The following is a 24,681-nucleotide window of genomic DNA, read 5'->3' on the forward strand; positions in this document are numbered from 1 at the left end:
TCCTTAGATTTTACCTACTAGATCAAGGCTTGGCTTAAGTGTTTCAGATCCTTCTTTCCACTTAGCCGGGCAAACTTCACCTGGGTTGTTGCGTACATATTGAGCTGCTTTAAGCTTGCTTACAACCTGGCTTGCGTCACGGCCGATTCCGCCAGCGTTGATTTCAACAGTTTGGATGATGCCATCTGGATCGATGATGAATGTTCCGCGTTCTGCAAGTCCATCTTCTTCGTTCAGAACTTCGAAGTTGCGGGAAATTCGCTGGTTAGGGTCACCAATCATAACATATTCAATCTTGTTGATTGTTTCTGAGTTATCGTGCCATGCTTTATGAGTGAAGTGAGTATCAGTTGATACAGAATAAACTTCTGCTCCCATATCTTTTAAAGTTGCATATTCATTTTGAAGGTCTTCTAATTCAGTAGGGCATACGAATGTGAAATCTGCAGGGTAGAAGCATACTACGCTCCACTTTCCTTTGAAGTTTTCTTCAGTAACATCGATGAAATCACCGTTATGGTAAGCTTTTGCTGCGAATGGTAGTACTTCTGAACCGATTAATGCCATGATTAAATTCCTCCTTAAAATGGTTGAGTGATATGATTATTAATTAAATAGCGAACTATTTAATAATAATTCTAATTCGGTAATAATTATCATATACGACATATTTTTTGTCAAGGGATAAGCTGTAAAAATTTGTTCCTTTTCGGCTGGATGGCGGAAACTTTAAATGCCCGGATAAGAAGCCAATGTAAAATCCGCTTTTTCTTTGGTGGAATCAGTGCGAAATGGAAGTTTCAAAGTTGCCTTGAGCCCGTTAATAACAGTATAACTCTTTCTTTTATTAATTACCCTTTTTTTGCCTGTATCAATCTCAACTAATATGAGATTTAAGTTTATAATTGAGAATGTGATTAAGCATAATTTTTAGATAAACCCTTTGGATAAAACGGTGCCCAATGATCAGGCACTGGTCCACATTAATTTATTATTCCCTCTTCGGCTAAAAACAATCGATATGGCAGTAAAAATAGTTCAATCAAACGTTTGATTGGTTAGAGTAAAAATTTACCTATTTTTATAAAAATACCTTGCATTACAATATAGTGGAGGTTATATTAAAAGTGTATCTTGTATTGCAAGGTATTTAACTGCAGGTGATTATCTTGTAATACAAGGTAGTGGAAGGAGTAAGGTGAATGTCAGATACCACGCAAATGTTAAAGGGGATTTTGGACGGTTGTCTATTAGCTATCATTAAAGAAGGGGAGATATATGGGTATGAGCTGGCGGCGAAATTGGAGTCATTTGGATTTCGCTCATTGAGCGAGGGCACAATTTATCCGCTGCTACTGCGTATGCAAAAGGAAGAGCTGATCAGTGCTACATTGCGAAAGTCAACGGCTGGACCTAAACGAAAATATTACACATTAACTGAAAAAGGCGAACAGGAGCTGGAACTGTTTATTGTGCGCTGGGAACAGGTAAGTTCATCTGTTGACAATGTATTGAATAAAAGGGGGATATAAAAAATGGTCTCAAAAGAGTCTGAACAGTTTTTGACAGAGCTTCGTTTTTACCTGATGTCAAAAGGAAAAAACGATGATGAAATAAATGAAATAACAGAAGAGCTTGAAGTGCATTTAATGGAGGCTGAAGCCGATGGGAAAGATGTTTCTCATATTATCGGGGATAGCCCAAAGCAATATATGAAAAGCATCGGACAATCAATGACTACCGATTATCGTCAGGTGGCGGGGCTGGTGCCGCTGATGATTCTTATGCTGGGTGCTTATGTCAGCATAGGCCCTGCAATTGAAGGGAACTTTTCTTTATCCAAAGGGACACTTTGGATCGCTATTATAGCAGGAGTAATTGCAGTCGCAGGTTATGGTGTTCTGATTTTCAGAGTGCTTCCTAAATTTCTTCATACCAAGTGGAGTGCAGTTCTGCTTTTAGGAGCTGGAGTGGCTATGACAGGCATAATGGTTATGGTTTTACTTTGGAATCAGAAACAGGAGTTTGAAACGGTCTTTACAGCAACGCCCTTTCAGAATAATGTAATTGTGGCAGTTTGTGCGGTTATATTTATTGTTTCTGCTATTTATACAAAAACATGGTTTACGATTATAATTCCACTGTTTATATCTATGGGACCTATTGCCAATCGATTTATTCCAAAGGATGTGAATGAAGATCCAGCATATATTTTATATACTGTTATCGCATTCGTTATTATAGCGGCTATAATGGTATTTGTTTTCATAGCTAAACGGAAAAAAATGTTGAACAATGGAGGAAAACGAAATGTCTAGCTTGCCTAATTGCCCAAAATGCAGTTCAGAGTATACGTATGAAGACGGGGTGCTCTTAGTATGTCCTGTGTGTGCACATGAGTGGGCAGCTGAATCCGTAATCAACAGTCTTGAGGACGAAAAGGTGATTAAGGATTCTAACGGAAATGTACTAAGTGATGGAGATACGGTATCCGTCATTAAAGATCTTAAAGTGAAAGGCTCCTCTTCCGTTATTAAGATTGGAACCAAGGTTAAAAATATTCGTCTTGTGGATGGCGACCATGATATCGACTGTAAGATCGACGGTTTTGGCGCCATGAAGCTGAAGTCGGAATTTGTGAAGAAAGTATAACGAAAAAGGGCCTATCCTTCCAAGGATTGGCCTTTTTTATATATCCCTTTGCGGGTTCTCAAATAGTATTGGCAAGGTCACCATCTCTGGTTTATGATAAAGAAAGAATATTAAGAATTTATCGGTATGGGTGGGAGCCTTCTTGATACTATTAGACTACATTGTCAACCTCTCCATTTTTTCATTACTGGTCAGTGTGCCTTTAATTCTCCGCTCGTTTATCAGTCATAAACCGCTTAGGGACCTGCATCTTTTGGGCGGCATATATGCAGGAATTATTTCTGTCATTCTTGTAGGTTTATCTTTTAATGAGCAGGGTTATTCCTATGATATTCGCTATGCCATTCTAATTTTGGTATTTTCCTATTTGGGGCCGGGAGCAGGGGTTATTACCGCAATTATCGCTCTTATCACAAGGCTTGCAGTCAGTGAGAATTGGCTGCCTGCTGTAATAGGATTAGTGCTTATTTTGATTGCCTTCACTGTCATACATAGATATACCCAGCACCATAAGGCAGTTAGAAAAACGGCCCTATTATATGGTGTATATTGTGTTATTTATATTATAACGGTGCCGATCATTTTTAACGTTTTTAGGGACAAGCCTATTTTTCATCTGCAATATATTCTGTTTGTGGGTCTAGGTGTCATTGTTGGGAGTTTGCTGATTGAATCCTATGAAAGGCTGATTCGAATCATCACAGAAAAAAAACGGATGGAAAAAACGCTGGAAGAAAGTGAGTCTAAGTACCGGCTAATCGCTGAAAATACATCAGACCTTATCGCTGTCATGGACAGGGATCGCAGTTTGAGTTATTTATCTCCGTCTCATGAGTTCGTTTTAGGTTATGAAGTGCCCGAATTGCAAAAGATGGAAGTAGATATTGTTCTTCATCCTGATGAAGCGGGAAAATTCCAGGCAGGCATGCAAAGGATATTCGAGAATAATGAGAGAATGGCTATGGAGTTCCGCCTAAAACATAGAGAAGGCCATTGGATAGAATTTGAATCACTTTGTATGCCGGTTGAAGGTGAAAATGGTGTTATCGAGCATGTCGTCATGATTAGCAGGGATATTTCTGAGCGGAAAAAAGCAGAGGAATTTCTTTTGCAGTCTGAGAAATTATCGATTGTAGGGGAGCTTGCAGCCGGGGTCGCCCATGAAATCAGAAACCCGCTTACCACCATCAAAGGGTTTGTACAGCTCTATAAGAGCGGCAATAGCCAAATTAATGAATTGCTGCTAAGCGAACTTGAGCGCATTGAAAATATCACCACTGAAATGCTTTCGCTTGGAAAACCGCAGGCGATACAAATGGACAGTGCAGATTTAACTGATATTATAGTGAATACAGTCGAGTTATTATCCCCACAGGCAAATATGGACGGTATTCAGTTTAAGTTGAATTTTGCTGATGATGGTTTTTTAATATCATGTGAAAAAAATCAAATCAAGCAGGTTTTTTTGAATATCTTAAAAAACGCCATGGAAGCTATGGATAATGGAGGGGATATTGAGATTTCCCTCAAGTGTAAAAATGACGGGGAATGTATTGTCTCATTTCAGGATCAGGGGTGCGGAATACCTGACGATTTTCTGCCAAGACTGGGTGAACCTTTTTATACATTAAAGGAAAAAGGGACTGGCCTGGGACTTATGATCTGCCATAAGATCATTAAACAGCATCATGGCAGCATCGCATATAAAAGCAAGATTGGTGAAGGTACTTTAATAGAGATTACATTACCGCTTAAAAACAATTAAGTAAATTGAAAAAAGCAGGGGGAGTCCCTGCTTTTTTCAATTTATTTTGGAAGAACATTCAAGCTCCGGATCCATATGTCTCTTTTTCACAAAGCGAAACACAATAATGAGCATGACAGCCGCTGCCGGATAAACCGGGATTGAATAGACCAGCTTCCATCCCGTATAGATGAGTGCATGATTTTTAACAGTAAGCCATTCGAAGAATAGGGAAAATGCACTCCAGCCCAGTATGTACCAAATAGACTTTTTGCCATATAGCTCCCAGCGGTCATAGCCAAATAAAAACAGCAAAGCGGCGCATGGGTACATGAAAAAATGAAAGAGGGCTCCTGATAGTTCATAAGTAGGGTTGTCACCAAATAAATACATCTGAAAAGGCGTGGCCAGGAGAAAGTAGTCAATGGTTGCAACCAATGTAAGGTTATAAATCCATATAATCGTAACTATAACAGGTGGAAAGTACCTTCTGATCGGGAGAAATAAAAGTATGGCAATTGCGGAAGATATAATAAAGAACCATTCATTCCAATCAAATGTTACATTCATAAAGTCTAATCCCCTCTATATAGGATTTTGCGGAAAAACTTCATAAAGCCCATTAGCGCCAGTATTGACACCAGCCAAAAAGTAAATGACCACCATATTTTCCAATGGACATGAATCAGCACTCCTGTTGTATGCCCAAGCCATTCAAGCCCGCTTAAGATTAATATAAAAAAGGTCATTAAGAGGATCCTGCTCTTGTATGTTTTCAGGGTAAGAAAATAGTTCAAGGAAAGGACCATCAATGCAGGGAAAAGCAAAATACGATTAAGGAAGTGGGCGAACTCATAGCTCAGTTGTTCCGGAATGACGAGAGTTTTGAAGTTCATATAGCACAGGGCTGAAAAATTTTGAAAAAGATACGAACTCACCATCCAATAGACGAGGACTTCCAGAATATGCAGATGTTTCTTTAGTTTGATAAAAAGAAACAATACGCACACATTGATCACCAGGTAAATAAGAAAAATCATTGTGCATGAACCCCCTTTGTCACTCTGGATCTTTTTCAAACGACCTAGATTGTTTCTTTTTATCTTGTTCATTAGAGGTTATTTTATTTAGTAACCTGATCATGTTTATTAATAAGAAAAGACGAGGAACCTGCTGCTCCTCGTCTCGATATATTTAGAAATCAAAATTGTCAGGGTCTGGTCCTACCCGTAAATGTTCATCTAAGGAATTAATCAATTCCATGTCTTGCTGAGATAGTTCAAAATCAAATAAATCTGCATTTTCTTTGATGCGATGAGGTTTTGTTGACTTAGGGATGACGATAATGCCGTTTTGCAGGTGCCACCTCAGGACAATTTGTGCAATGGATTTTCCGTGTTTTTCAGCCATTTCAGTCAGGACCTCGTTTTCGAATAATCCGCCTTGCATTAGTGGGGCCCACGCTTCAATGTGCATATTATGTTTGGCAGCAAAGTCACGAAGTTCAGTTTGAGCCAATTTCGGGTGCAATTCAATTTGATTAATCATTGGTTTGATTTCAGCTGTTTTCAATAGATTTTCTAAATGGCTAATCTGAAAGTTGCTGACGCCAATCGCTTTGATTTTACCTTCTTTGTATAAATCCTCCAGTGCTCTCCATGTTTCTGTGTATTTCCCCTCAACAGGCCAATGGATCAAATAAAGATCAAGATATTCAAGTCCCATTTTTTCCAATGAGGTGTTAAACGCCTTAAGAGTTGTTTCATAGCCCTGGTCGGAATTCCACACTTTTGAGGTGATAAAAAGTTCCTCTCTATTACAGCCAGACTGGCGGATGGCTTCTCCGACCCATTCCTCGTTACCGTAGATGGAAGCTGTGTCGATGCTTCTATATCCGGTCTCAATTGCTGCTTTAACAGCTGTTATTAGTTCTTCTTCCTTTTCCACTTTAAATACCCCAAGGCCAACCCTGGGCATTTTAACTCCATTTACAAGTGCTGCAGTGGCAGATAAAGATAGTTTATTCATATAAGGCACTCCTTAATTAGTTAGTTTGTTTGTCAAGTTTTTTTAGCCATCCTGTCAGAAATACGGCACCAAGCACCATTACTCCGCCAAGCCAAGGTGTGTGAATTAAGCCGATAGAGTCGACGATCAGTCCTCCAGCAAATGAGCCGATGGCAATTCCGATGTTAAAAGCTGCAATATTTAAAGCGGAAGCCACATTGACAGCTGAAGGAACATACTTTTCAGCCAGGTTTACCACCAGAATTTGAAGACCTGGCACATTCATGAAAGCAAATAATCCCATTAGAAAAATAGCGATAAGCCCAAAAGTTTTAAAAGGTGCTGCGAAAGTGAGAAGGCCCAAAATAATGGCTTGAAGAGTAAACATCCAAAATAACGCTTTTAATGGATCCTTGTCAGATGCTTTGCCTCCAAAAACATTGCCGATAGCCACGGCCACTCCGTAAACCAGAAGAATAATACTGACCCATTTTGCGCTAAACCCTGTTACATCTTCAAGAAGCGGTGTCAGATAGGTAAAAGATACAAATGTCCCTCCGTATCCGAGTGCAGTAATACTAAATGCTAAAAGCAGTTTTCCGCTGTTTAGAATTTTCAGCTGTTCACTAAACTTGGAAGCTGGTGCTTGTTTAAGATCTGAAGGAATCAGAAGGGCGCTGGCGATAATTCCAATTATCCCTAACAGAGCCACTCCCCAGAAGGTAGCTCTCCAGCCAAATATCTGGCCAATAAATGTTCCGAGCGGCACACCTGTCACGGTGGCGACAGTCAAACCGGTGAACATAAAGGCAATCGCACTGGCTCGTTTATTTTCAGGAACTAAATCAGCAGCAATGGTCGATCCGATTGAGAAAAAGATGCCGTGTGAAAAAGCTGTTATAAAACGCGCAGCCAGCAAAAATGTAAAAGACGAAGACATGGCTGCGACAGAATTTCCAATGATAAATAAAACCATTAATGACATTAGCAATGACTTTCTGTTCATTTTACTGGTCAAAGCAGTTAGTATAGGTGCACCAATTGCAACTCCTATGGCATAACCGGAAATCAATAAACCGGCCAATGTAATGGAAATTCCCAAATCGCCTGATATGGCAGATAAAAGCCCTACAGGCACAAACTCTGTGGTGCCAATTCCGAATGCACTGATTGCGAGTGCCAGCAGGGCGGGAGTGCCGCCTTTTTCTTTTTGTCTATTTATTGCAATTGAATTCATTAGCAATGAATCCTCCTTTTTATTGTAATAGCAGTTAAGAAAGCACAGCCAGGCGCCTTGGCCATACAGTCTTGATGAAAAATATTATGGAGCAGGCCAAACATGATGAACAGTACGTACTTTAAAGTAATACAGGTACTAAAAAGTAACCTATGGTCTATTTCACCATTTTGTTTTATGCTTCCTTATGCTATTATGGAGGGCATGATTCTAAATGAACAGTACGCACTTTGAAGTAATGTAGGTACTTTTAAGTGCCTATAAAACAGAGGGGGAAGGATGTTGGCTTACAATATACCGGTAGAAGCTACTTTAGATGTGATTGGCGGGAAGTGGAAAGTTGTAATTATGTGTCATTTAATTAAAGGTGAAAAGCGAACTAGCGAGTTTAAACGCCTTATGCCTGGGATTACGCAAAAAATGCTGACTCAGCAGCTTCGTGAACTTGAAGCGGATGAGGTTGTAAACCGCACTGTTTTTGATCAGGTGCCCCCTAAGGTTGTATATTCTTTAACAGATTACGGATGGTCACTTCGCCCGATCCTGGATGCAATGTGCAACTGGGGAGAAGGGCATATTGAGTTAACAGGCGGAGAGCTTGTGGAATAATAAAAAATTTAGGACTCGTATGCTTTAGGCAAACGAGTCCTTTTTAATGGCAAAGCTATTTACTCTTTATTTGTTCGCGGATACTCTCGAGCTCCTCAAGCGATAAAGAGCCAAGTGACTTCTTAATTTCTTCCTCGATTTGTTTCTTATTACTTTCTCTGTATTGTTCCCACCAATATCGCAGTCCTTCTGTATTTGCAAGCAGATACTCAATATCGATTTCTTCTACTTCATCATCCGAAAGATAATTTAAAACAGAAGCTAACATCCTATTTAGCTTACTGATTTCATCCTCACTTTTTTTGAGGGGGGTATTTGATGGTGCTTCACTATCCTTCTTGTTCTCTTCTCCGCTGTCTGCTGATGCTGCTTTCCTTGGCATGAAATCATACCCTTTCTAATACGAATAAGAATTTCTCTTAGTATTGCCTCAAAAAAATAATAAAAAAACTGAACGATAATTATTTATAAGCGTCTCATAAGTAAAGTCATTTATTGGGGGTACTCATAATGAAAGAACGTGAGGTCGAATTCAATACAGATGTAAAAATAAAGGGGACAGTGAGTTTTCCGAAAGAGTCCGAAGGAAGGCTTCCCCTTGTTATTATAATTCATGGTTCAGGCCCTGTTGACCGGGATGGCAATGCGAAGGTTATGCAGATGAATGCTTATAAGATGCTTGCTGAGTTTTTTGCATCAGCCGGTGTAGCGGTTCTTAGATATGACAAGCGGGGAGCCGGTGTGAGCGGGGGTGACTTTTATCAAACAGGCATGTGGGATTTAGTTAACGACGGAGCAGCAGCTGTAAAGACGGCTCTCGAACTGCCGGAAATTGACCCTAAAAGAATATTTCTGCTGGGTCACAGTGAAGGATGTACATTAATTCCTCCTATTAATAAGAAGGCGGAAGCTGCAGGTATTATCTTTCTTGCCGGTCACGCGGAAAATGTCAGGAATGCATCTGAGCTGCAAGTAAAACTGCTGGAAGAAGAAATTAAAGAAATGAAGGGAGTGAATGGGATAATTCTTCGTGCTTTAAAAGTTCATAAAACTGCCGCTTCCAAACAAAAGAAAATTTTTGATGAAATGATGGAATCAGAAGAGGCAGTAATGAAAAAAGGATTTACAAAGATCAATGCAAAATGGGCAAGAGAGCATTTTCAATATAAGATGGAAGAAGATTTGGCTGCAATTACATGTCCCGTTCTTGCTATTACCGGTAATAAAGATGTTCAAGTCGATCCTGAGCATGTACATCTTTTTGCTGAAAAAGTGAATGGCCCAGCTGAGAGCTATAATGTCTCGGATATGAACCATCTTCTTAGAGATCAGGAAGAACAAACTTCTATGCTAAAGCTGAAGTCGATTTATAAAAGAAGTCTTTCAAAGCCGCTGAGCGCTGAAATGCTGGACATAATTGAAGAATGGACGAAGAAGTATATTCTCTAAAGACGTAAAGACGTAAAGATGCATGCGCATGGTTTTGAGAAAAATTATGGCGTATGCAATTTTTTTATATAAAGTATTGACTTTGGGGTTTAAATTATTGTAAGATAGTTTTTGTCGCTAAGAGTTATTCGCTCAGCGGCAAAAAAACTTTTGAATCTGTTTGAATATCGAATAGAAAAAAAGTAAAAAAAGCTGTTGACTTACTTAAATGAAGATGATAAGATGAATATCGTTGTCACTTCGAAAGAAGTTAGCACATTAGTTCTTTGAAAACTAAACAAAACAGAAACGTCAACGTTTAAATCATTAGTCTTTTTCGAAAAGACAAACGAGCTAATCAACTCTTATATGGAGAGTTTGATCCTGGCTCAGGACGAACGCTGGCGGCGTGCCTAATACATGCAAGTCGAGCGGACGGATGGGAGCTTGCTCCCTGAAGTCAGCGGCGGACGGGTGAGTAACACGTGGGCAACCTGCCTGTAAGACTGGGATAACTCCGGGAAACCGGGGCTAATACCGGATAACTCTTTTCCTCACATGAGGAAAAGCTGAAAGATGGTTTCGGCTATCACTTACAGATGGGCCCGCGGCGCATTAGCTAGTTGGTGAGGTAACGGCTCACCAAGGCCACGATGCGTAGCCGACCTGAGAGGGTGATCGGCCACACTGGGACTGAGACACGGCCCAGACTCCTACGGGAGGCAGCAGTAGGGAATCTTCCGCAATGGACGAAAGTCTGACGGAGCAACGCCGCGTGAGTGATGAAGGTTTTCGGATCGTAAAACTCTGTTGTCAGGGAAGAACAAGTACCGGAGTAACTGCCGGTACCTTGACGGTACCTGACCAGAAAGCCACGGCTAACTACGTGCCAGCAGCCGCGGTAATACGTAGGTGGCAAGCGTTGTCCGGAATTATTGGGCGTAAAGCGCGCGCAGGCGGTTCCTTAAGTCTGATGTGAAAGCCCCCGGCTCAACCGGGGAGGGTCATTGGAAACTGGGGAACTTGAGTGCAGAAGAGAAGAGTGGAATTCCACGTGTAGCGGTGAAATGCGTAGAGATGTGGAGGAACACCAGTGGCGAAGGCGACTCTTTGGTCTGTAACTGACGCTGAGGCGCGAAAGCGTGGGGAGCAAACAGGATTAGATACCCTGGTAGTCCACGCCGTAAACGATGAGTGCTAAGTGTTAGAGGGTTTCCGCCCTTTAGTGCTGCAGCAAACGCATTAAGCACTCCGCCTGGGGAGTACGGCCGCAAGGCTGAAACTCAAAGGAATTGACGGGGGCCCGCACAAGCGGTGGAGCATGTGGTTTAATTCGAAGCAACGCGAAGAACCTTACCAGGTCTTGACATCTCCTGACAACCCTAGAGATAGGGCGTTCCCCTTCGGGGGACAGGATGACAGGTGGTGCATGGTTGTCGTCAGCTCGTGTCGTGAGATGTTGGGTTAAGTCCCGCAACGAGCGCAACCCTTGATCTTAGTTGCCAGCATTCAGTTGGGCACTCTAAGGTGACTGCCGGTGACAAACCGGAGGAAGGTGGGGATGACGTCAAATCATCATGCCCCTTATGACCTGGGCTACACACGTGCTACAATGGATGGTACAAAGGGCTGCGAGACCGCGAGGTTAAGCGAATCCCATAAAACCATTCTCAGTTCGGATTGCAGGCTGCAACTCGCCTGCATGAAGCCGGAATCGCTAGTAATCGCGGATCAGCATGCCGCGGTGAATACGTTCCCGGGCCTTGTACACACCGCCCGTCACACCACGAGAGTTTGTAACACCCGAAGTCGGTGGGGTAACCTTTTGGAGCCAGCCGCCTAAGGTGGGACAGATGATTGGGGTGAAGTCGTAACAAGGTAGCCGTATCGGAAGGTGCGGCTGGATCACCTCCTTTCTAAGGAATATTTACAAGAAACGTGACGCTTTCTGCTTTTGTTTAGTTTTGAGGGAACTAATCTCTCAAAATTATCGTTCTTTGAAAACTAGATAATGTTAATGAAGAAGCAATAACCGAGTAATCGCCATCTTAGTAAATTCTCTATGTTAAATAGAGTTAAAAACCTTTGATACTGTTCATCTTCGATGAACCTGTCAAATACGGTTAAGTTAGAAAGGGCGCACGGTGAATGCCTTGGCACTAGGAGCCGATGAAGGACGGTACTAACACCGATATGCTTCGGGGAGCTGTAAGTAAGCTTTGATCCGGAGATTTCCGAATGGGGAAACCCCCTATCCGTAATGGGATAGGATCCTTACCTGAATACATAGGGTATGGAAGGCAGACCCGGGGAACTGAAACATCTAAGTACCCGGAGGAAGAGAAAGCAAACGCGATTCCCTAAGTAGCGGCGAGCGAAACGGGATTAGCCCAAACCAGGAGGCTTGCCTCCTGGGGTTGTAGGACACTCTATACGGAGTTACAAAGGAACGAGGTAAATGAACAGGTCTGGAAAGGCCGGCCAGAGAAGGTAAAAGCCCTGTAGTTGAAACTTCGTTCCCTCCAGAGTGGATCCTGAGTACGGCGGGACACGAGAAATCCCGTCGGAAGCAGGGAGGACCATCTCCCAAGGCTAAATACTCCCTAGTGACCGATAGTGAACCAGTACCGTGAGGGAAAGGTGAAAAGCACCCCGGAAGGGGAGTGAAAGAGATCCTGAAACCGTGTGCCTACAAGTAGTTAGAGCCCGTTAATGGGTGATAGCGTGCCTTTTGTAGAATGAACCGGCGAGTTACGATTACATGCGAGGTTAAGTTGATAAGACGGAGCCGCAGCGAAAGCGAGTCTGAACAGGGCGAATGAGTATGTGGTCGTAGACCCGAAACCAGGTGATCTACCCATGTCCAGGGTGAAGTCCAGGTAACACTGGATGGAGGCCCGAACCCACGCACGTTGAAAAGTGCGGGGATGAGGTGTGGGTAGCGGAGAAATTCCAATCGAACTTGGAGATAGCTGGTTCTCTCCGAAATAGCTTTAGGGCTAGCCTCATGTAGTAAGAGTCTTGGAGGTAGAGCACTGTTTGGACTAGGGGCCCCCATCGGGTTACCGAATTCAGACAAACTCCGAATGCCAAAGACTTATCCATGGGAGTCAGACTGCGAGTGATAAGATCCGTAGTCAAGAGGGAAACAGCCCAGACCACCAGCTAAGGTCCCAAAGTATACGTTAAGTGGAAAAGGATGTGGAGTTGCTTAGACAACCAGGATGTTGGCTTAGAAGCAGCCACCATTTAAAGAGTGCGTAATAGCTCACTGGTCGAGTGACTCCGCGCCGAAAATGTACCGGGGCTAAACGTATCACCGAAGCTGTGGATTGACATCTTCCGATGTCAGTGGTAGGAGAGCGTTCTAAGGGCGTTGAAGCCAGACCGCAAGGACTGGTGGAGCGCTTAGAAGTGAGAATGCCGGTATGAGTAGCGAAAGATGGGTGAGAATCCCATCCACCGAATGCCTAAGGTTTCCTGAGGAAGGCTCGTCCGCTCAGGGTTAGTCGGGACCTAAGCCGAGGCTGAAAAGCGTAGGCGATGGACAACAGGTTGATATTCCTGTACCACCTCTTTACCGTTTGAGCAATGGGGGGACGCAGGAGGATAGGGTAAGCGCGCTGCTGGATTAGCGCGTCCAAGCAGTTAGGCCGGTAACGAGGCAAATCCCGTTACCATACAGGCTGAGCTGTGACGGCGAGGGAAATTTAGTACCGAAGTTCCTGATTCCACACTGCCAAGAAAAGCCTCTAGCGAGGGAAAAGGTGCCCGTACCGCAAACCGACACAGGTAGGCGAGGAGAGAATCCTAAGGTGAGCGAGAGAACTCTCGTTAAGGAACTCGGCAAAATGACCCCGTAACTTCGGGAGAAGGGGTGCTCATTAGGGTGAATAGCCCTGATGAGCCGCAGTGAATAGGCCCAGGCGACTGTTTAGCAAAAACACAGGTCTCTGCGAAGCCGCAAGGCGAAGTATAGGGGCTGACGCCTGCCCGGTGCTGGAAGGTTAAGAGGAGAGGTTAGCGCAAGCGAAGCTTTGAATCGAAGCCCCAGTAAACGGCGGCCGTAACTATAACGGTCCTAAGGTAGCGAAATTCCTTGTCGGGTAAGTTCCGACCCGCACGAAAGGCGTAACGATCTGGGCACTGTCTCAACGAGAGACTCGGTGAAATTATAGTACCTGTGAAGATGCAGGTTACCCGCGACAGGACGGAAAGACCCCGTGGAGCTTTACTGTAGCCTGATATTGAATTTTGGTACAGCTTGTACAGGATAGGTAGGAGCCTGAGAAGCCGGAGCGCCAGCTTCGGTGGAGGCGTCGGTGGGATACTACCCTGGCTGTATTGAAATTCTAACCCGCGCCCCTGATCGGGGCGGGAGACAGTGTCAGGTGGGCAGTTTGACTGGGGCGGTCGCCTCCTAAAAAGTAACGGAGGCGCCCAAAGGTTCCCTCAGAATGGTTGGAAATCATTCGCAGAGTGTAAAGGCACAAGGGAGCTTGACTGCGAGACCTACAAGTCGAGCAGGGACGAAAGTCGGGCTTAGTGATCCGGTGGTTCCGCATGGAAGGGCCATCGCTCAACGGATAAAAGCTACCCCGGGGATAACAGGCTTATCTCCCCCAAGAGTCCACATCGACGGGGAGGTTTGGCACCTCGATGTCGGCTCATCGCATCCTGGGGCTGTAGTCGGTCCCAAGGGTTGGGCTGTTCGCCCATTAAAGCGGTACGCGAGCTGGGTTCAGAACGTCGTGAGACAGTTCGGTCCCTATCCGTCGTGGGCGCAGGAAATTTGAGAGGAGCTGTCCTTAGTACGAGAGGACCGGGATGGACGCACCGCTGGTGTACCAGTTGTCTTGCCAAAGGCATCGCTGGGTAGCTATGTGCGGAAGGGATAAGTGCTGAAAGCATCTAAGCATGAAGCCCCCCTCGAGATGAGATTTCCCATAGCGTCAAGCTAGTAAGATCCCTGAAAGATGATCAGGTTGATAGGTCAGAGGTGGAAGCGTGGCGACATGTGGAGCTGACTGATACTAATCGATCGAGGACTTAACCAAGTCATTGGTAGATTCTCGGCAAATACTTCTTCATGCATTATCTAGTTTTGAGGGAACGAAGTTTCTTCAACCAAATAGTCCGGTGGCGATAGCGAGAAGGTCACACCCGTTCCCATACCGAACACGGAAGTTAAGCTTCTCAGCGCCGATGGTAGTTGGGGGCTGTCCCCCTGTGAGAGTAGGACGCTGCCGGGCAACCCTGATTGGGTAACTTTATTTGGCCCCTTGGTCAAGCGGTTAAGACACCGCCCTTTCACGGCGGTAACACGGGTTCGAATCCCGTAGGGGTCACCATTTGGAGGATTAGCTCAGCTGGGAGAGCATCTGCCTTACAAGCAGAGGGTCGGCGGTTCGATCCCGTCATCCTCCACCATAACTTTAGTACGAGCCATTAGCTCAGTCGGTAGAGCAGATTGCAGCATCAGTGAGATTCTTCACCCGAATAGCAATCTGTGACAAAGCACGCAGTGCTTTGGAACATCTGACCTAGCAGTTTCAGGCTTTAGGCTGCAGAGTTTTAGTACGAGCCATTAGCTCAGTCGGTAGAGCATCTGACTTTTAATCAGAGGGTCGAAGGTTCGAGTCCTTCATGGCTCACCATTTTAATTTCATATTGCGGGTGTGGCGGAATTGGCAGACGCACCAGACTTAGGATCTGGCGCCGCAAGGCGTGGGGGTTCGACTCCCTTCACCCGCACCATTTTAAGCGGAAGTAGTTCAGTGGTAGAACATCACCTTGCCAAGGTGGGGGTCGCGGGTTCGAATCCCGTCTTCCGCTCCATTATTTTGCGCCCGTAGCTCAATTGGATAGAGCGTTTGACTACGGATCAAAAGGTTAGGGGTTCGACTCCTCTCGGGCGCGCCATATTACGGGGAGTAGCTCAGCTTGGTAGAGCACTTGGTTTGGGACCAAGGGGTCGCAGGTTCGAATCCTGTCTTCCCGACCAGCGACACTTCTTTTTCATGGGGCCTTAGCTCAGCTGGGAGAGCGCCTGCTTTGCACGCAGGAGGTCAGCGGTTCGATCCCGCTAGGCTCCACCATAAATATATAATCATTTCGGCGGTGTAGCTCAGCTGGCTAGAGCGTACGGTTCATACCCGTGAGGTCGGGGGTTCGATCCCCTCCGCCGCTACCAATATGATTACCTTTTACTAAATCGGAGGAATACCCAAGTCCGGCTGAAGGGATCGGTCTTGAAAACCGACAGGCGGGTCAAACCGCGCAGGGGTTCGAATCCCCTTTCCTCCTCCATATTTTATTTTAATAAAATTGTCGCGGGGTGGAGCACGACCGAATAATCTGCGAAGGAATTACTTCAGCGCACCGATTGAGCTGCTGCTTGAATAATCTTTCTGAAATCGGGGCGGTACTTCATTGGTTAAACTGCGATGTAATGCTTGATGTGAGCATAGAAAAATCACATAAATAATATTGTCGCGGGGTGGAGCAGTCCGGTAGCTCGTCGGGCTCATAACCCGAAGGTCGCAGGTTCAAATCCTGCCCCCGCAATTTGGTCCGGTAGTTCAGTTGGTTAGAATGCCTGCCTGTCACGCAGGAGGTCGCGGGTTCGAGTCCCGTCCGGACCGCCATTTTTTTACAATATAAATAAATTTATGGCTCAGTAGCTCAGTCGGTAGAGCACGACCGAATAAGCTGCCTTGAAATACTTCAACGTACCGATTGATTAATCGGGACGAAGGACGAAGCCAAATTTTATTTAGGCAAAATAACTTAATATGGCTCAGTAGCTCAGTCGGTAGAGCAAAGGACTGAAAATCCTTGTGTCGGCGGTTCGATTCCGTCCTGAGCCACCATTTTCTTAGTCTTTACAGACTTGGAGGGGTAGCGAAGTGGCTAAACGCGGCGGACTGTAAATCCGCTCCTTCGGGTTCGGCAGTTCGAATCTGCCCCCCTCCACCATTTATATAGGGGTATAGTTTAATGGTAAAACGAAGGTCTCCAAAACCTTTGATGTGGGTTCGATTCCTACTACCCCTGCCAGTAGGATAGTGGCGGTTGTGGCGAAGTGGTTAACGCATCGGATTGTGGCTCCGACACTCGTGGGTTCGATTCCCATCAATCGCCCCATTATTCTTTTTTTGCATTAATTTTGGGCTATAGCCAAGCGGTAAGGCACCGGACTTTGACTCCGTCACTCGCAGGTTCGAATCCTGCTAGCCCAGCCATTTTTAAGGCAGCATAGCCAAGTGGTAAGGCAGAGGTCTGCAAAACCTCCATCCCCGGTTCAAATCCGGGTGTTGCCTCCAAATAAAAGACAGATGGTTATAATAAAATAATTTAAATGCGGGTGTAGTTTAGTGGTAAAACCTCAGCCTTCCAAGCTGATGATGAGGGTTCGATTCCCTTCACCCGCTCCAACACATATGGGCCTATAGCTCAGCTGGTTAGAGCGCACGCCTGATAAGCGTGAGGTCGATGGTTCGAGTCCATTTAGGCCCACCATTATACATACCATTATCAAACTAATTCCAATAGGGATTAGTTTTTTTTGTTTTTAGAAACTTTTTTAACGGCTGTCTCCAAGAGGAACAGGCTATTTTACTGTAAATGCAGATACCGAATGTGGAAGCGAGGAGCTAAGTTGATACTTTGTGAATACTTTGTGAACCGTTATTCTTGCCAGAGCACCATTAGGAGGAAAAAACCCTTGATATTACAGTGTTTTAGCTAAAATTGCCCCCCTTTTGCCTTTGAGGAAATATGAAGAAAGTGTGATTCATTTCACTTTTATGAAAACCCTTCTCAACTATTATGTAGGTAACAAAGTTAAGGAGCTGATGGAAGGTGGAAACACGAAAAGTGGACCAGAGCAGTTCAAAAGAACATAACTCTCTAAAGGGTACGTTCTTTTCAGTTACAGTAGTAGGGCTTGGGATCTTTGTTACTTATTTAATCTTGTACGGCCTGTATATGGCCAGAATATAGGGGGGATAAACAATGATGCATCGTTCTGAAAAGGTATGGCTTATTTTAAGCTTTGGAATGATTATTGGATTCATGTTAATCGCTGGCTACCAGGCATTCGCCTTTGAAATGGGGCCGCCAAGCTATGGAGAGCGAATTGATCCTCAGAAAGTGGATGAAACAGCACCGTTCGATAAGCCAGGAATTAAGAAAATTGGCGATAATGAGTATGAAGTAGTTATGACTCTACAAGTGTTCAGTTTTACTCCGAGTGAGATAGAAGTGCCTGCAGGATCAACAGTTCATTTTACATTGACGTCAAAAGATGTCGTTCACGGGTTCCAGGTTGCCGAAACTAACTTAAATGCTATGGTTGTGCCTGGTTATGTACAAAAAATCACTCAGAAATTTGATAAGCCAGGCGAATATTTGGTTCTTTGCAATGAGTACTGCGGTGCGGGTCATCAAATGATGAGCACAACCATTACAGTGAAATAAAGGGGGGATAGACAGTGGAAACAGTTATTAAGCAATCAGCAAAAACACAAGTTTTTAAGGATAAAGCAAATAAAGTTATGGGGATTAGCCTCGAGGATGGAAAATTAACGAAATCATATTTATCTGTTGCTTTCTTAGCCATCCTTCTAGGCGGAATACTTGGACTGCTGCAAGGCCTGAACCGGGCTGGAATGCTCGAATTGCCAGCATGGCTGAACTATTATCAGGTTCTTACAGCTCATGGTCTTCTGCTGGTAGTCGTACTGTCGGCGTTCTTCACAATAGGATACTTCTATGCCGGGTTATCCCATACATTGGGCGGCCTGCTTCCTAAGGTCAGAAAGATGGCCTGGATTGGTTTCTGGATGAAGATTTTTGGATTTGTCCTAGCGGTGATTCCGATTTTAATGAATGAAGCATCTGTTATGTATACTTTCTATCCGCCAATGGCTGCTTCACCCATTTTCTATATCGGCTTAGTATTTATCGTATTGGGTGTATGGATGTGCGCCTTCGGTGCCTTTATCAATGTAGCCAGCTGGAGAAAGAGAAATCCCGGCCAGCACATCCCGATTCTATCTTTCTTTGCAACAGGCGTATTTGTTCTCTTATTCTTCGGTAGCATACCTGTAGCCATTGAGGTTTTCACTATAATTCCTTGGGCTTTTGGATGGGTGGAGACAATAAATGTTATGGTTGCACGCACGCTGTTCTGGGCGTTCGGCCATACGCTGGTTAACATCTGGTATTTAACAGCTGTATCCGCCTGGTATGTCATTGTGCCGAAAGTTATTGGCGGCCGAAGATGGAATGACCTCTTAACAAGGATTGTGGTTATTGCACTAGTAATTATGAATATTACCGGCGGCTTCCACCATCAAATTATTGACCCGGGTATTTCTGAACCTGTGAAATACATGCACGTGTTTATGAGTTTGGCCATTGGCTTCCCTTCATTAATGACTGCTTATGCAATGTTTGCAGTCTTTGAACGCACAGCGAGAAGGAAAGGCGGAAAAGGCATAGTTGGCTGGTACAAAAAGCTTCCTTGGGGAGACGTTAGATTCCTTGCACCATTTATCGCAATGGCTGCTTTTATCCCTGCTGGGGCAGGCGGCATTGCTCAAACTACAAACCAATTGAATCAGGTAGTTCATAACACGATGTGGGTCGTTGGCCATTTCCACTTAACACTTGGCATGTCAGTAGTTATGACGTTCTTTGGCCTAAGCTATTGGCTCATTCCTTATGTATCTAAAAGAGTTCTGACACCGCAGATCAATAAACTTGGAGTTATTCAAACGATTATATGGACGCTCGGTATGATCATCATGTCAGGTGCGATGCACTGGGTGGGTTTGCTGGGATCTCCGAGAAGAACTTCCTATTCAACATATTTTGATAATGCAACTGCTTTAAGCTGGGATCCTTATCTATTCTTCCTGGCAATCGGTGGCACGCTTCTAATGATTGGTGTCCTTATGCAGGTATACGCAGTTTTCTACCTCATGTTCTTTGCGCCAAAAGGAAACACAGAGTTCCCTATTGCGGAAGTGGAAGAGGATGAAGCGCCAACACCTAGATGGACAGAACGCTGGGGATTGTGGGTTGTGTGTATGATTGCCCTTGTCGGCATGGCATATGTCATTCCATTGGTCGATTTCATTGTCAATGCGCCTCCAGGTTCTCCTCCATTTAAAACCTGGTAAGGTATGAGAGATAGCTCGGCTGCTGGGCTGTCTCTTTCTTTTAAAAGGAAGTGATGAATCATGTTTCTAAAAAATAGAACGGCTTTATCAAGCTTGCTAGTACTGATGTTTGGCATAGTCCTTTTTTACATTGGCACAGATGGGTTTCAGGCTTTTACTGCTGAAACAGCCAGGGTTAATCAGTTAATGGATGAAAAGCCTCAGTTCCCGGATGTAACGCTTGAAGACAATAATGGAAGGACCTACTCTTTCTCGGAATTTGAAGGGAAGTATGTTTTTATTACATTCTTATATACTTCATGCGGTACGGTTTGCCCCGAGCTTGAGGTTAATATGTCTGAAGTATATAAACGGATTCCGGAAGAGTATATTGGCCACGACATTCAATTCCTTAGCATCAGTTTTGATCCGGAGAGGGATGATCCGAAAACATTGGATACTTACCGTAAGGCTTTCGGCAGTGACGGAGAAACGTGGAGAATGGCGAGGATACCGGAACAGCAGGAGCTTGACTCTTTGCTGGATCGGTTTGGCGTCATTGTCATACCGGATGAATACGGCAACTTTGCCCATAACTCGGCTTTTTATCTGGTGAACCCAAAAGGACAGTTAATCGAAGTCATGGACTACACCTTGATTGAAGAAGCGGCTGATCGGGTAACGGAGATTATGCGCAGCGGGAGGGAAGAATGATGAAGTCACCAGTTTACGGATTGCTTCTGCTTCTTGCGTTGATGCTCCCGCCTGCAGCTAATTTGCTGGAGTCCATTATGATTACCCATATGCATATGCAAATGCCCCTGCTGGTGATCTCTGGATTGTTTATGGCGCAGTTCTTTCAGAATCGTTTTCCTGAGTTTTTCTCAAAATGGAATGAAAACGGAGTGCCGGGTCTATTGCTGTTTTCAATTATTATGGTGTATTGGTCTCTGCCAAGAACGATGGATGAAGCTTTGACGCTTACAAGTGTAGAAGTCTTTAAATTTATCTCACTGCCATTTTTGGCCGGGGTGCCATTGCGGGACAGCTGGCCAAAGCTAAGTTCATTTTGGAAGCATGCTCTCATTATCTTTTTTACTATTCTTTTTCTAGCTCTGGGATGGCTATATATCTGGTCTCCTGTGCAGCTTTGCAATAACTATTTGGTTATCGAGCAGATTACGCTCGGCTGGGGTTTCATCTCAACCGCGTTTGCAATGGTTGTTTACTTGATTTATAGCTATTTTATGGATTTTTCAAAATATGAGTAAAAGAATGACTGCTTCCGTCCTGGGAGCAGTTTTTACATTTTCAGCTGGTTTATCTGCTTGTAAGGTAATGATTAGTGAGTGAACTAAAATGGAATAATGACAGAATATCATAAATATATATAAGAAGGAGTGAGTAATTAAGGAGGGGAAGACATGGCGGATCCAATTGTTGCTAGATCTCTGGATGAAATTAAATTTTGGTCCAGGATCATGAAAGAACATGCCTTATTCTTAAGTTTGGGTTTTACATATGAACAGAAACAGTTAATTACCGAAGCCCAGCAGTTTATTGCTTTATTTGAACGAATTGAGGAGAAGCTGGCAAGGTTTAATGTAAACTCCGAACTTGGCCAAGTGCAAGCTTTTAATAACGAGGTTTATCAGGCAGCTGCCGCTATCTGGAGCTATAAGAGAAAAGTATTGGGTTTGACCTTAAGATGCGAAATCCGTTCAAATAATTATCCTTTATTGATTGACCATATCAGCAGAGAAGCTGCTTATTTTGCTAATCGATTAAAAGAACTTAACTCAGGGGTACTCGCTCCAAAGCCGGAAGCTATAATAGAGGAGAATGTATTTTTCCTAAAGATTATGGCTGATCATGCTAAATTTATCGGCCATTTATTAGACCCTTCCGAAAGAAAGCTGGTTGAACAGGCCAGAGAGTTCAGCCATGATTTCGATCAATTGCTATTCCAGGCTGTGGACCTGGAATCTATGCAGCCGCAATCAGAAACGAAACCAATTCTGAGCCAATTCTTAAACCAGAATAAAGTATCAGTTGCTTCATTAAGGGATTTTAAGAAAACTGCCAGAGAATTAATAGAGGCATGCCGGATCAAAAGCAATATTCATCCTCTTCTGGCTGACCATACATTTAGAGAAGCAGAAAGATTTTTGGAAATTATCGATTTGTTTGAGGCGAGTCTCAAAAGATCTTAGATTTGCATGAATGAAGGGCTATTACTCACAGGCGGTTCGGATTCTGTCTTCACCTTCGTCATATAAAACGTTTCGAATTAAGCCAGCCTATTACGGGGCTGGCTTAAATTTTCATTAGTACAACTTAATTGCACTTTACTTATTTATTTAATAATAGACAAAAAGATTGCTCTAGACCCACCCGAATGCCGCTTGGTAATATAAGCAAGGGTAATGTAGGAGGCTGGGGCATGGAAAAGGAAAAGTATCAAAACCTTAAATTAGGTGAGCGTGCTGCGGTTATTAGTATTGCAGCTTATATATGTCTTTCTGTACTAAAATTAACAATTGGATATGTGAGTGATTCAGCTGCTTTGAAAGCGGATGGATTGAATAATACAACGGATATCATTGCTTCAATTGCAGTGCTTATAGGTCTTAGGATTTCCCAGCGTCCGCCGGATAAAAATCATGGGTATGGCCATTGGAAGAGTGAAACCATTGCATCTATGGTAGCTTCCTTCATTATGGCTGCTGTAGGTCTTCAAGTCCTGCTTAATGCTGTTTCATCCATGTTTGAAGGAGCTAATGAATCTCCTGATATCATTGCGGCATATACGGGAGTATTTTCTGGAGCGGCAATGTACTTTGTGTACCGCTATAACAAAAAATTAGCCATAAAAATTAACAGCAAGGCCGTAATGGCAGCTGCAAAGGACAATATTTCAGACGCATGGGTGAGTATCGGCACAGCCATCGGGATATTTGGGTCACAGCTGAACATGCCATGGCTTGATCCGTTAACAGCCATTATTGTCGGGCTCTTAATATGCAAAACGGCTTGGGATATTTTTGTACAAGCTTCCCATGAGCTTTCAGATGGATTTGATGAAGAAAAGATTAAAGAATATCAGGATGTCATCAAAAAAGTAAACGGAGTTAAAGGCATAAAAGATATTAAAGGAAGAAGCTACGGCAACAATGAAGTGATTGATGTGGTCATTATGGTTAATTCCACGCTTGATATTAAGGAAGCCCATGATATTGCGACACATGTGGAAAAAGTGATGATGCAGGATCATGGTGTTTATGATGTTCATGTCCATGTTGAACCAAATTGAAAAGAAATGCGTCTCATGATGAGGGACCTGACGCTGAGGGAGTTTATTCTGTATGGATAAATCCTGCAAACACAACAGGTCTTCAAACTCGCTGCAGAAGTAGCTCCTGCAATTTTAAAACGATTGGCAAGAAGAAGGGTCGGGCTTTTCTTCCATAATAGATAGCAGATTATCATCCCTTTTCATAAAAGGATCCATTTTTATCGAGATATACCTTGTCAATTGAAAATATCCAGAAATTAACTCTGATTAAAACGAATACGGTTCTTTTATTACTAAATCACGCGTATCCATAGAAAGAAGGAGTGGATGCGATGGAAATGCAGCAGGCAAAGATGGAGAGCAATGGAATGGCCGTAGCTTCACTGGTTCTTGGCATATGCGGGATTGTATTAGGACTGATACCGTTTATTGGATGGTTTCTTCTTCCCGCCTGGATCCTTGCCATTGTTTTTGGTGCAGTGGGGCTGAAAAAGGGTCAGAGCAAAGGGATGTGCTGGACAGGACTTATACTGGGAATTGGAACATTTATATACAAGTTCGGCTTTTGGATACTGGTTGCCATCGGATCAGCATCAGGAAGCGTATAGAAAGGACAGCGGAAGCTGTTCTTTTTTGTGAAAAAACTTTTGTCTCTAAACTGCTCGTTCCAATTCCTGTGTACCGATGCTTTTCGGGCATTTATTACTTATGCAAAAGAAAAAGGACATGAGCATTATAGAAATAAATCAGATGGTAAGGAATGTGTTAGAGAGGTTTATCATATTCAAAATGTGAATAGATATAACAGTCTTGGAGGTCTGGTTAAATCGATTTAACGGTAATTAAAAAAGCTGGATTTCAAAACTCTTTTCTAATTATGGTCGCAAATGGAATTGTAATTTATGTGATATGCTAATGAAAAGTAAAAAAAGAAGTATAAAATTTTAGGGAACCTAGTGAATTAGAGGTTCCCATTATTATTAATAAAATCAAGATTTAAAAATCTTTTTTAACTGAACTCTTTATCCAATTCCCTAAACTGATCATAGGCATTGACCAGATGTTCAGGTACAATACCCCTCCCATAATCCCAGGAGTTTTTTTCTATTTCAGCCATGAGCTGTTCTTTCTCATCATCTTCTCCGTACATAAGCGTTCTGATGTCATGTTTGTTTTTCTTGAAATCCAGATAATAGCCGATCTCATGGTAAAGCATTAATTTTACCAGGTTCTCATTTGTCTCTTTTATTTTAAAATTGATTTTGGCTATGTAGCCGTTCACCTTCAGGTAGTTAAATTTTATTGTATTCGTTGAAACATTGTAGCTCATAGGCGAAGCGAGTGAATTGCTGAACTCATAATTTATATTGAGGCGTTGTTCGTTCAATGTATGTAAAATGATTTTTTCAATATCCCAGATATACAGCACTTTCCTTATCACAGTCCTTTCATTTTTTCTTGCCTTGATTATACAAGTCTATCAGTGACGGTAACAGTGTTTTTCGCTACTTTAGGTCCATTTGGGCAGAAACTGGACATT

At 43.4% G+C, this 24,681-nt stretch carries 21 protein-coding genes, 20 tRNA genes, 3 rRNA genes and 1 pseudogene; 38 read left to right on the top strand and 7 right to left on the bottom strand.

The annotated features are described in order from the left end of the window. Nucleotides 1-3: 3 nt before the first annotated feature. Complete coding sequence (ahpC, locus tag NAF01_RS02450) at nucleotides 4-567, bottom strand: alkyl hydroperoxide reductase subunit C (protein ID WP_009335870.1); 564 nt, start codon at nucleotides 565-567, stop codon at nucleotides 4-6. Nucleotides 568-1,202: 635 nt separating this feature from the next. Here ahpC and NAF01_RS02455 point away from each other — a divergent pair. The 4 genes from NAF01_RS02455 to NAF01_RS02470 all read left to right on the top strand — a co-directional run bounded on the left by NAF01_RS02455 (nucleotide 1,203) and on the right by NAF01_RS02470 (nucleotide 4,417). Further along, nucleotides 1,203-1,532 (top strand): PadR family transcriptional regulator, encoded by a 330-nt coding sequence (locus NAF01_RS02455; RefSeq protein WP_250801660.1) that lies wholly within the window; start codon nucleotides 1,203-1,205, stop codon nucleotides 1,530-1,532. Nucleotides 1,533-1,535: 3 nt separating this feature from the next. Further along, entirely contained in the window at nucleotides 1,536-2,318 is a 783-nt protein-coding gene (locus tag NAF01_RS02460; protein WP_250801661.1) for a hypothetical protein, read from the top strand. After that, complete coding sequence (locus tag NAF01_RS02465) at nucleotides 2,311-2,652, top strand: zinc ribbon domain-containing protein YjdM (protein WP_250801662.1); 342 nt, start codon at nucleotides 2,311-2,313, stop codon at nucleotides 2,650-2,652. Before NAF01_RS02460 ends, NAF01_RS02465 begins: the two co-directional genes overlap by 8 nt. A 142-nt stretch (nucleotides 2,653-2,794) precedes the next feature. After that, the gene (locus tag NAF01_RS02470; RefSeq protein ID WP_250801663.1) at nucleotides 2,795-4,417 is read left to right on the top strand and encodes an ATP-binding protein; all 1,623 of its coding nucleotides are present in this window, start codon (nucleotides 2,795-2,797) and stop codon (nucleotides 4,415-4,417) included. Nucleotides 4,418-4,453: 36 nt separating this feature from the next. On the opposite strand, the gene NAF01_RS02475 is transcribed toward NAF01_RS02470, so the two are convergent. The 4 genes from NAF01_RS02475 to NAF01_RS02490 form a co-directional block, all read right to left on the bottom strand. After that, nucleotides 4,454-4,966, bottom strand: a complete 513-nt coding sequence (locus tag NAF01_RS02475; RefSeq protein WP_250801664.1) for a hypothetical protein — start codon at nucleotides 4,964-4,966, stop codon at nucleotides 4,454-4,456. A 5-nt stretch (nucleotides 4,967-4,971) separates the two neighbouring features. Next, on the bottom strand, nucleotides 4,972-5,436 hold the full coding sequence (locus NAF01_RS02480) for a hypothetical protein (protein WP_250801665.1): 465 nt from the start codon (nucleotides 5,434-5,436) through the stop codon (nucleotides 4,972-4,974). A 154-nt stretch (nucleotides 5,437-5,590) separates the two neighbouring features. Next, the gene (locus tag NAF01_RS02485) at nucleotides 5,591-6,424 is read right to left on the bottom strand and encodes an aldo/keto reductase (RefSeq protein ID WP_250801666.1); all 834 of its coding nucleotides are present in this window, start codon (nucleotides 6,422-6,424) and stop codon (nucleotides 5,591-5,593) included. 16 nt (nucleotides 6,425-6,440) lie between these two features. Next, nucleotides 6,441-7,640, bottom strand: coding sequence for an MFS transporter (locus NAF01_RS02490; protein ID WP_250801667.1), 1,200 nt, complete (start codon nucleotides 7,638-7,640; stop codon nucleotides 6,441-6,443). A 279-nt stretch (nucleotides 7,641-7,919) separates the two neighbouring features. Between NAF01_RS02490 and NAF01_RS02495 the strand changes: the two genes are divergently transcribed. Then, nucleotides 7,920-8,249, top strand: a complete 330-nt coding sequence (locus tag NAF01_RS02495) for a winged helix-turn-helix transcriptional regulator (protein WP_250801668.1) — start codon at nucleotides 7,920-7,922, stop codon at nucleotides 8,247-8,249. Nucleotides 8,250-8,304: 55 nt separating this feature from the next. Here the strand turns inward: NAF01_RS02495 and NAF01_RS02500 are convergent, their stop codons facing one another. After that, entirely contained in the window at nucleotides 8,305-8,631 is a 327-nt protein-coding gene (locus tag NAF01_RS02500; RefSeq protein WP_226620389.1) for a hypothetical protein, read from the bottom strand. Nucleotides 8,632-8,759: 128 nt separating this feature from the next. On the opposite strand from NAF01_RS02500, the gene NAF01_RS02505 reads away from it, so the two are divergent. From NAF01_RS02505 to NAF01_RS02665, 33 genes and pseudogenes are all read left to right on the top strand, one after another. Then, a complete protein-coding gene (locus NAF01_RS02505; protein ID WP_226620388.1) occupies nucleotides 8,760-9,698 on the top strand; it encodes an alpha/beta hydrolase in 939 nt (312 codons plus the stop codon). 345 nt (nucleotides 9,699-10,043) lie between these two features. Next, nucleotides 10,044-11,593: ribosomal RNA gene (locus tag NAF01_RS02510) — 16S ribosomal RNA — on the top strand. 205 nt (nucleotides 11,594-11,798) lie between these two features. Then, nucleotides 11,799-14,734 (top strand): 23S ribosomal RNA (locus NAF01_RS02515). 78 nt (nucleotides 14,735-14,812) lie between these two features. Then, nucleotides 14,813-14,929 (top strand): 5S ribosomal RNA (rrf, locus tag NAF01_RS02520). Together the 16S, 23S and 5S rRNA genes with 20 tRNA genes alongside form the textbook arrangement of a ribosomal RNA operon. 24 nt (nucleotides 14,930-14,953) lie before the next feature. After that, nucleotides 14,954-15,028: transfer RNA gene (locus tag NAF01_RS02525), tRNA-Glu, on the top strand. A 3-nt stretch (nucleotides 15,029-15,031) separates the two neighbouring features. Continuing rightward, nucleotides 15,032-15,107: transfer RNA gene (locus NAF01_RS02530), tRNA-Val, on the top strand. 151 nt (nucleotides 15,108-15,258) lie between these two features. Then, nucleotides 15,259-15,334, top strand: a tRNA-Lys gene (locus NAF01_RS02535). Nucleotides 15,335-15,349: 15 nt separating this feature from the next. Continuing rightward, nucleotides 15,350-15,434 (top strand) — tRNA-Leu (locus tag NAF01_RS02540). Between the two features lie 6 nt (nucleotides 15,435-15,440). Then, a tRNA-Gly gene (locus NAF01_RS02545) sits at nucleotides 15,441-15,515 on the top strand. A gap of 7 nt (nucleotides 15,516-15,522) precedes the next feature. Next, nucleotides 15,523-15,599, top strand: a tRNA-Arg gene (locus tag NAF01_RS02550). 5 nt (nucleotides 15,600-15,604) lie between these two features. Continuing rightward, nucleotides 15,605-15,681, top strand: a tRNA-Pro gene (locus NAF01_RS02555). Nucleotides 15,682-15,699: 18 nt separating this feature from the next. Continuing rightward, a tRNA-Ala gene (locus NAF01_RS02560) sits at nucleotides 15,700-15,775 on the top strand. 18 nt (nucleotides 15,776-15,793) lie between these two features. Further along, nucleotides 15,794-15,870, top strand: a tRNA-Met gene (locus tag NAF01_RS02565). Nucleotides 15,871-15,893: 23 nt separating this feature from the next. After that, nucleotides 15,894-15,986 (top strand) — tRNA-Ser (locus tag NAF01_RS02570). Nucleotides 15,987-16,170: 184 nt separating this feature from the next. Next, nucleotides 16,171-16,244: transfer RNA gene (locus NAF01_RS02575), tRNA-Met, on the top strand. Between the two features lie 3 nt (nucleotides 16,245-16,247). Continuing rightward, nucleotides 16,248-16,324 (top strand) — tRNA-Asp (locus tag NAF01_RS02580). A 149-nt stretch (nucleotides 16,325-16,473) separates the two neighbouring features. Then, nucleotides 16,474-16,549: transfer RNA gene (locus NAF01_RS02585), tRNA-Phe, on the top strand. 22 nt (nucleotides 16,550-16,571) lie between these two features. Further along, a tRNA-Tyr gene (locus tag NAF01_RS02590) sits at nucleotides 16,572-16,655 on the top strand. 7 nt (nucleotides 16,656-16,662) lie between these two features. Continuing rightward, nucleotides 16,663-16,736 (top strand) — tRNA-Trp (locus NAF01_RS02595). An 11-nt stretch (nucleotides 16,737-16,747) separates the two neighbouring features. Continuing rightward, nucleotides 16,748-16,823, top strand: a tRNA-His gene (locus NAF01_RS02600). Between the two features lie 23 nt (nucleotides 16,824-16,846). Beyond that, a tRNA-Gln gene (locus tag NAF01_RS02605) sits at nucleotides 16,847-16,921 on the top strand. A gap of 7 nt (nucleotides 16,922-16,928) precedes the next feature. Beyond that, nucleotides 16,929-17,002, top strand: a tRNA-Cys gene (locus tag NAF01_RS02610). A gap of 37 nt (nucleotides 17,003-17,039) precedes the next feature. Continuing rightward, nucleotides 17,040-17,113 (top strand) — tRNA-Gly (locus tag NAF01_RS02615). Between the two features lie 8 nt (nucleotides 17,114-17,121). Then, nucleotides 17,122-17,198: transfer RNA gene (locus NAF01_RS02620), tRNA-Ile, on the top strand. A gap of 342 nt (nucleotides 17,199-17,540) precedes the next feature. After that, nucleotides 17,541-17,681, top strand: a complete 141-nt coding sequence (locus NAF01_RS02625; RefSeq protein WP_163139610.1) for a cytochrome c oxidase subunit 2A — start codon at nucleotides 17,541-17,543, stop codon at nucleotides 17,679-17,681. 12 nt (nucleotides 17,682-17,693) lie between these two features. After that, complete coding sequence (locus NAF01_RS02630) at nucleotides 17,694-18,158, top strand: cytochrome c oxidase subunit II (protein ID WP_076263118.1); 465 nt, start codon at nucleotides 17,694-17,696, stop codon at nucleotides 18,156-18,158. 14 nt (nucleotides 18,159-18,172) lie between these two features. Beyond that, nucleotides 18,173-19,867 (top strand): cbb3-type cytochrome c oxidase subunit I, encoded by a 1,695-nt coding sequence (locus tag NAF01_RS02635; protein ID WP_163139608.1) that lies wholly within the window; start codon nucleotides 18,173-18,175, stop codon nucleotides 19,865-19,867. A 60-nt stretch (nucleotides 19,868-19,927) separates the two neighbouring features. Then, complete coding sequence (locus NAF01_RS02640) at nucleotides 19,928-20,560, top strand: SCO family protein (protein ID WP_226619715.1); 633 nt, start codon at nucleotides 19,928-19,930, stop codon at nucleotides 20,558-20,560. Then, nucleotides 20,557-21,117 carry a hypothetical protein gene (locus NAF01_RS02645; RefSeq protein ID WP_250801669.1) on the top strand — a complete coding sequence of 187 codons (561 nt, stop codon included), beginning with the start codon at nucleotides 20,557-20,559 and terminating at the stop codon, nucleotides 21,115-21,117. Before NAF01_RS02640 ends, NAF01_RS02645 begins: the two co-directional genes overlap by 4 nt. A 153-nt stretch (nucleotides 21,118-21,270) precedes the next feature. Further along, the gene (locus NAF01_RS02650; protein WP_250801670.1) at nucleotides 21,271-22,059 is read left to right on the top strand and encodes a DUF2935 domain-containing protein; all 789 of its coding nucleotides are present in this window, start codon (nucleotides 21,271-21,273) and stop codon (nucleotides 22,057-22,059) included. 230 nt (nucleotides 22,060-22,289) lie between these two features. Continuing rightward, nucleotides 22,290-23,159, top strand: coding sequence for a cation diffusion facilitator family transporter (locus NAF01_RS02655; protein ID WP_197213995.1), 870 nt, complete (start codon nucleotides 22,290-22,292; stop codon nucleotides 23,157-23,159). Between the two features lie 314 nt (nucleotides 23,160-23,473). Continuing rightward, on the top strand, nucleotides 23,474-23,749 hold the full coding sequence (locus NAF01_RS02660) for a hypothetical protein (RefSeq protein ID WP_135149679.1): 276 nt from the start codon (nucleotides 23,474-23,476) through the stop codon (nucleotides 23,747-23,749). Nucleotides 23,750-23,815: 66 nt separating this feature from the next. After that, nucleotides 23,816-23,981 (top strand): annotated as a pseudogene (locus tag NAF01_RS02665) (IS1595 family transposase); the annotation flags it as partial. A 169-nt stretch (nucleotides 23,982-24,150) separates the two neighbouring features. Here NAF01_RS02665 and NAF01_RS02670 read toward each other — a convergent pair. Further along, entirely contained in the window at nucleotides 24,151-24,570 is a 420-nt protein-coding gene (locus NAF01_RS02670; RefSeq protein ID WP_250801671.1) for a hypothetical protein, read from the bottom strand. Nucleotides 24,571-24,681: the final 111 nt, after the last annotated feature.

Origin of the sequence: Cytobacillus firmus (genome assembly GCF_023657595.1) — a bacterium.
Taxonomy (GTDB): Bacteria; Bacillota; Bacilli; order Bacillales; family Cytobacillaceae; genus Cytobacillus; species Cytobacillus firmus_B.

Excerpts from the sequence above, each read along its gene's own strand:
- NAF01_RS02500 (WP_226620389.1), bottom strand. The coding sequence starts at position 8,631 with ATGCCAAGGAAAGCAGCATCAGCAGACAGCGGAGAAGAGAACAAGAAG.
- NAF01_RS02475 (WP_250801664.1), bottom strand. The coding sequence starts at position 4,966 with ATGAATGTAACATTTGATTGGAATGAATGGTTCTTTATTATATCTTCC.
- NAF01_RS02650 (WP_250801670.1), top strand. The coding sequence starts at position 21,271 with ATGGCGGATCCAATTGTTGCTAGATCTCTGGATGAAATTAAATTTTGG.
- NAF01_RS02495 (WP_250801668.1), top strand. The coding sequence starts at position 7,920 with ATGTTGGCTTACAATATACCGGTAGAAGCTACTTTAGATGTGATTGGC.
- NAF01_RS02630 (WP_076263118.1), top strand. The coding sequence starts at position 17,694 with ATGATGCATCGTTCTGAAAAGGTATGGCTTATTTTAAGCTTTGGAATG.
- NAF01_RS02455 (WP_250801660.1), top strand. The coding sequence starts at position 1,203 with ATGTCAGATACCACGCAAATGTTAAAGGGGATTTTGGACGGTTGTCTA.
- NAF01_RS02660 (WP_135149679.1), top strand. The coding sequence starts at position 23,474 with ATGGAAATGCAGCAGGCAAAGATGGAGAGCAATGGAATGGCCGTAGCT.
- NAF01_RS02485 (WP_250801666.1), bottom strand. The coding sequence starts at position 6,424 with ATGAATAAACTATCTTTATCTGCCACTGCAGCACTTGTAAATGGAGTT.
- NAF01_RS02465 (WP_250801662.1), top strand. The coding sequence starts at position 2,311 with ATGTCTAGCTTGCCTAATTGCCCAAAATGCAGTTCAGAGTATACGTAT.
- NAF01_RS02655 (WP_197213995.1), top strand. The coding sequence starts at position 22,290 with ATGGAAAAGGAAAAGTATCAAAACCTTAAATTAGGTGAGCGTGCTGCG.
- NAF01_RS02480 (WP_250801665.1), bottom strand. The coding sequence starts at position 5,436 with ATGATTTTTCTTATTTACCTGGTGATCAATGTGTGCGTATTGTTTCTT.
- NAF01_RS02505 (WP_226620388.1), top strand. The coding sequence starts at position 8,760 with ATGAAAGAACGTGAGGTCGAATTCAATACAGATGTAAAAATAAAGGGG.
- NAF01_RS02460 (WP_250801661.1), top strand. The coding sequence starts at position 1,536 with ATGGTCTCAAAAGAGTCTGAACAGTTTTTGACAGAGCTTCGTTTTTAC.
- ahpC (WP_009335870.1), bottom strand. The coding sequence starts at position 567 with ATGGCATTAATCGGTTCAGAAGTACTACCATTCGCAGCAAAAGCTTAC.
- NAF01_RS02640 (WP_226619715.1), top strand. The coding sequence starts at position 19,928 with ATGTTTCTAAAAAATAGAACGGCTTTATCAAGCTTGCTAGTACTGATG.
- NAF01_RS02490 (WP_250801667.1), bottom strand. The coding sequence starts at position 7,640 with ATGAATTCAATTGCAATAAATAGACAAAAAGAAAAAGGCGGCACTCCC.
- NAF01_RS02645 (WP_250801669.1), top strand. The coding sequence starts at position 20,557 with ATGATGAAGTCACCAGTTTACGGATTGCTTCTGCTTCTTGCGTTGATG.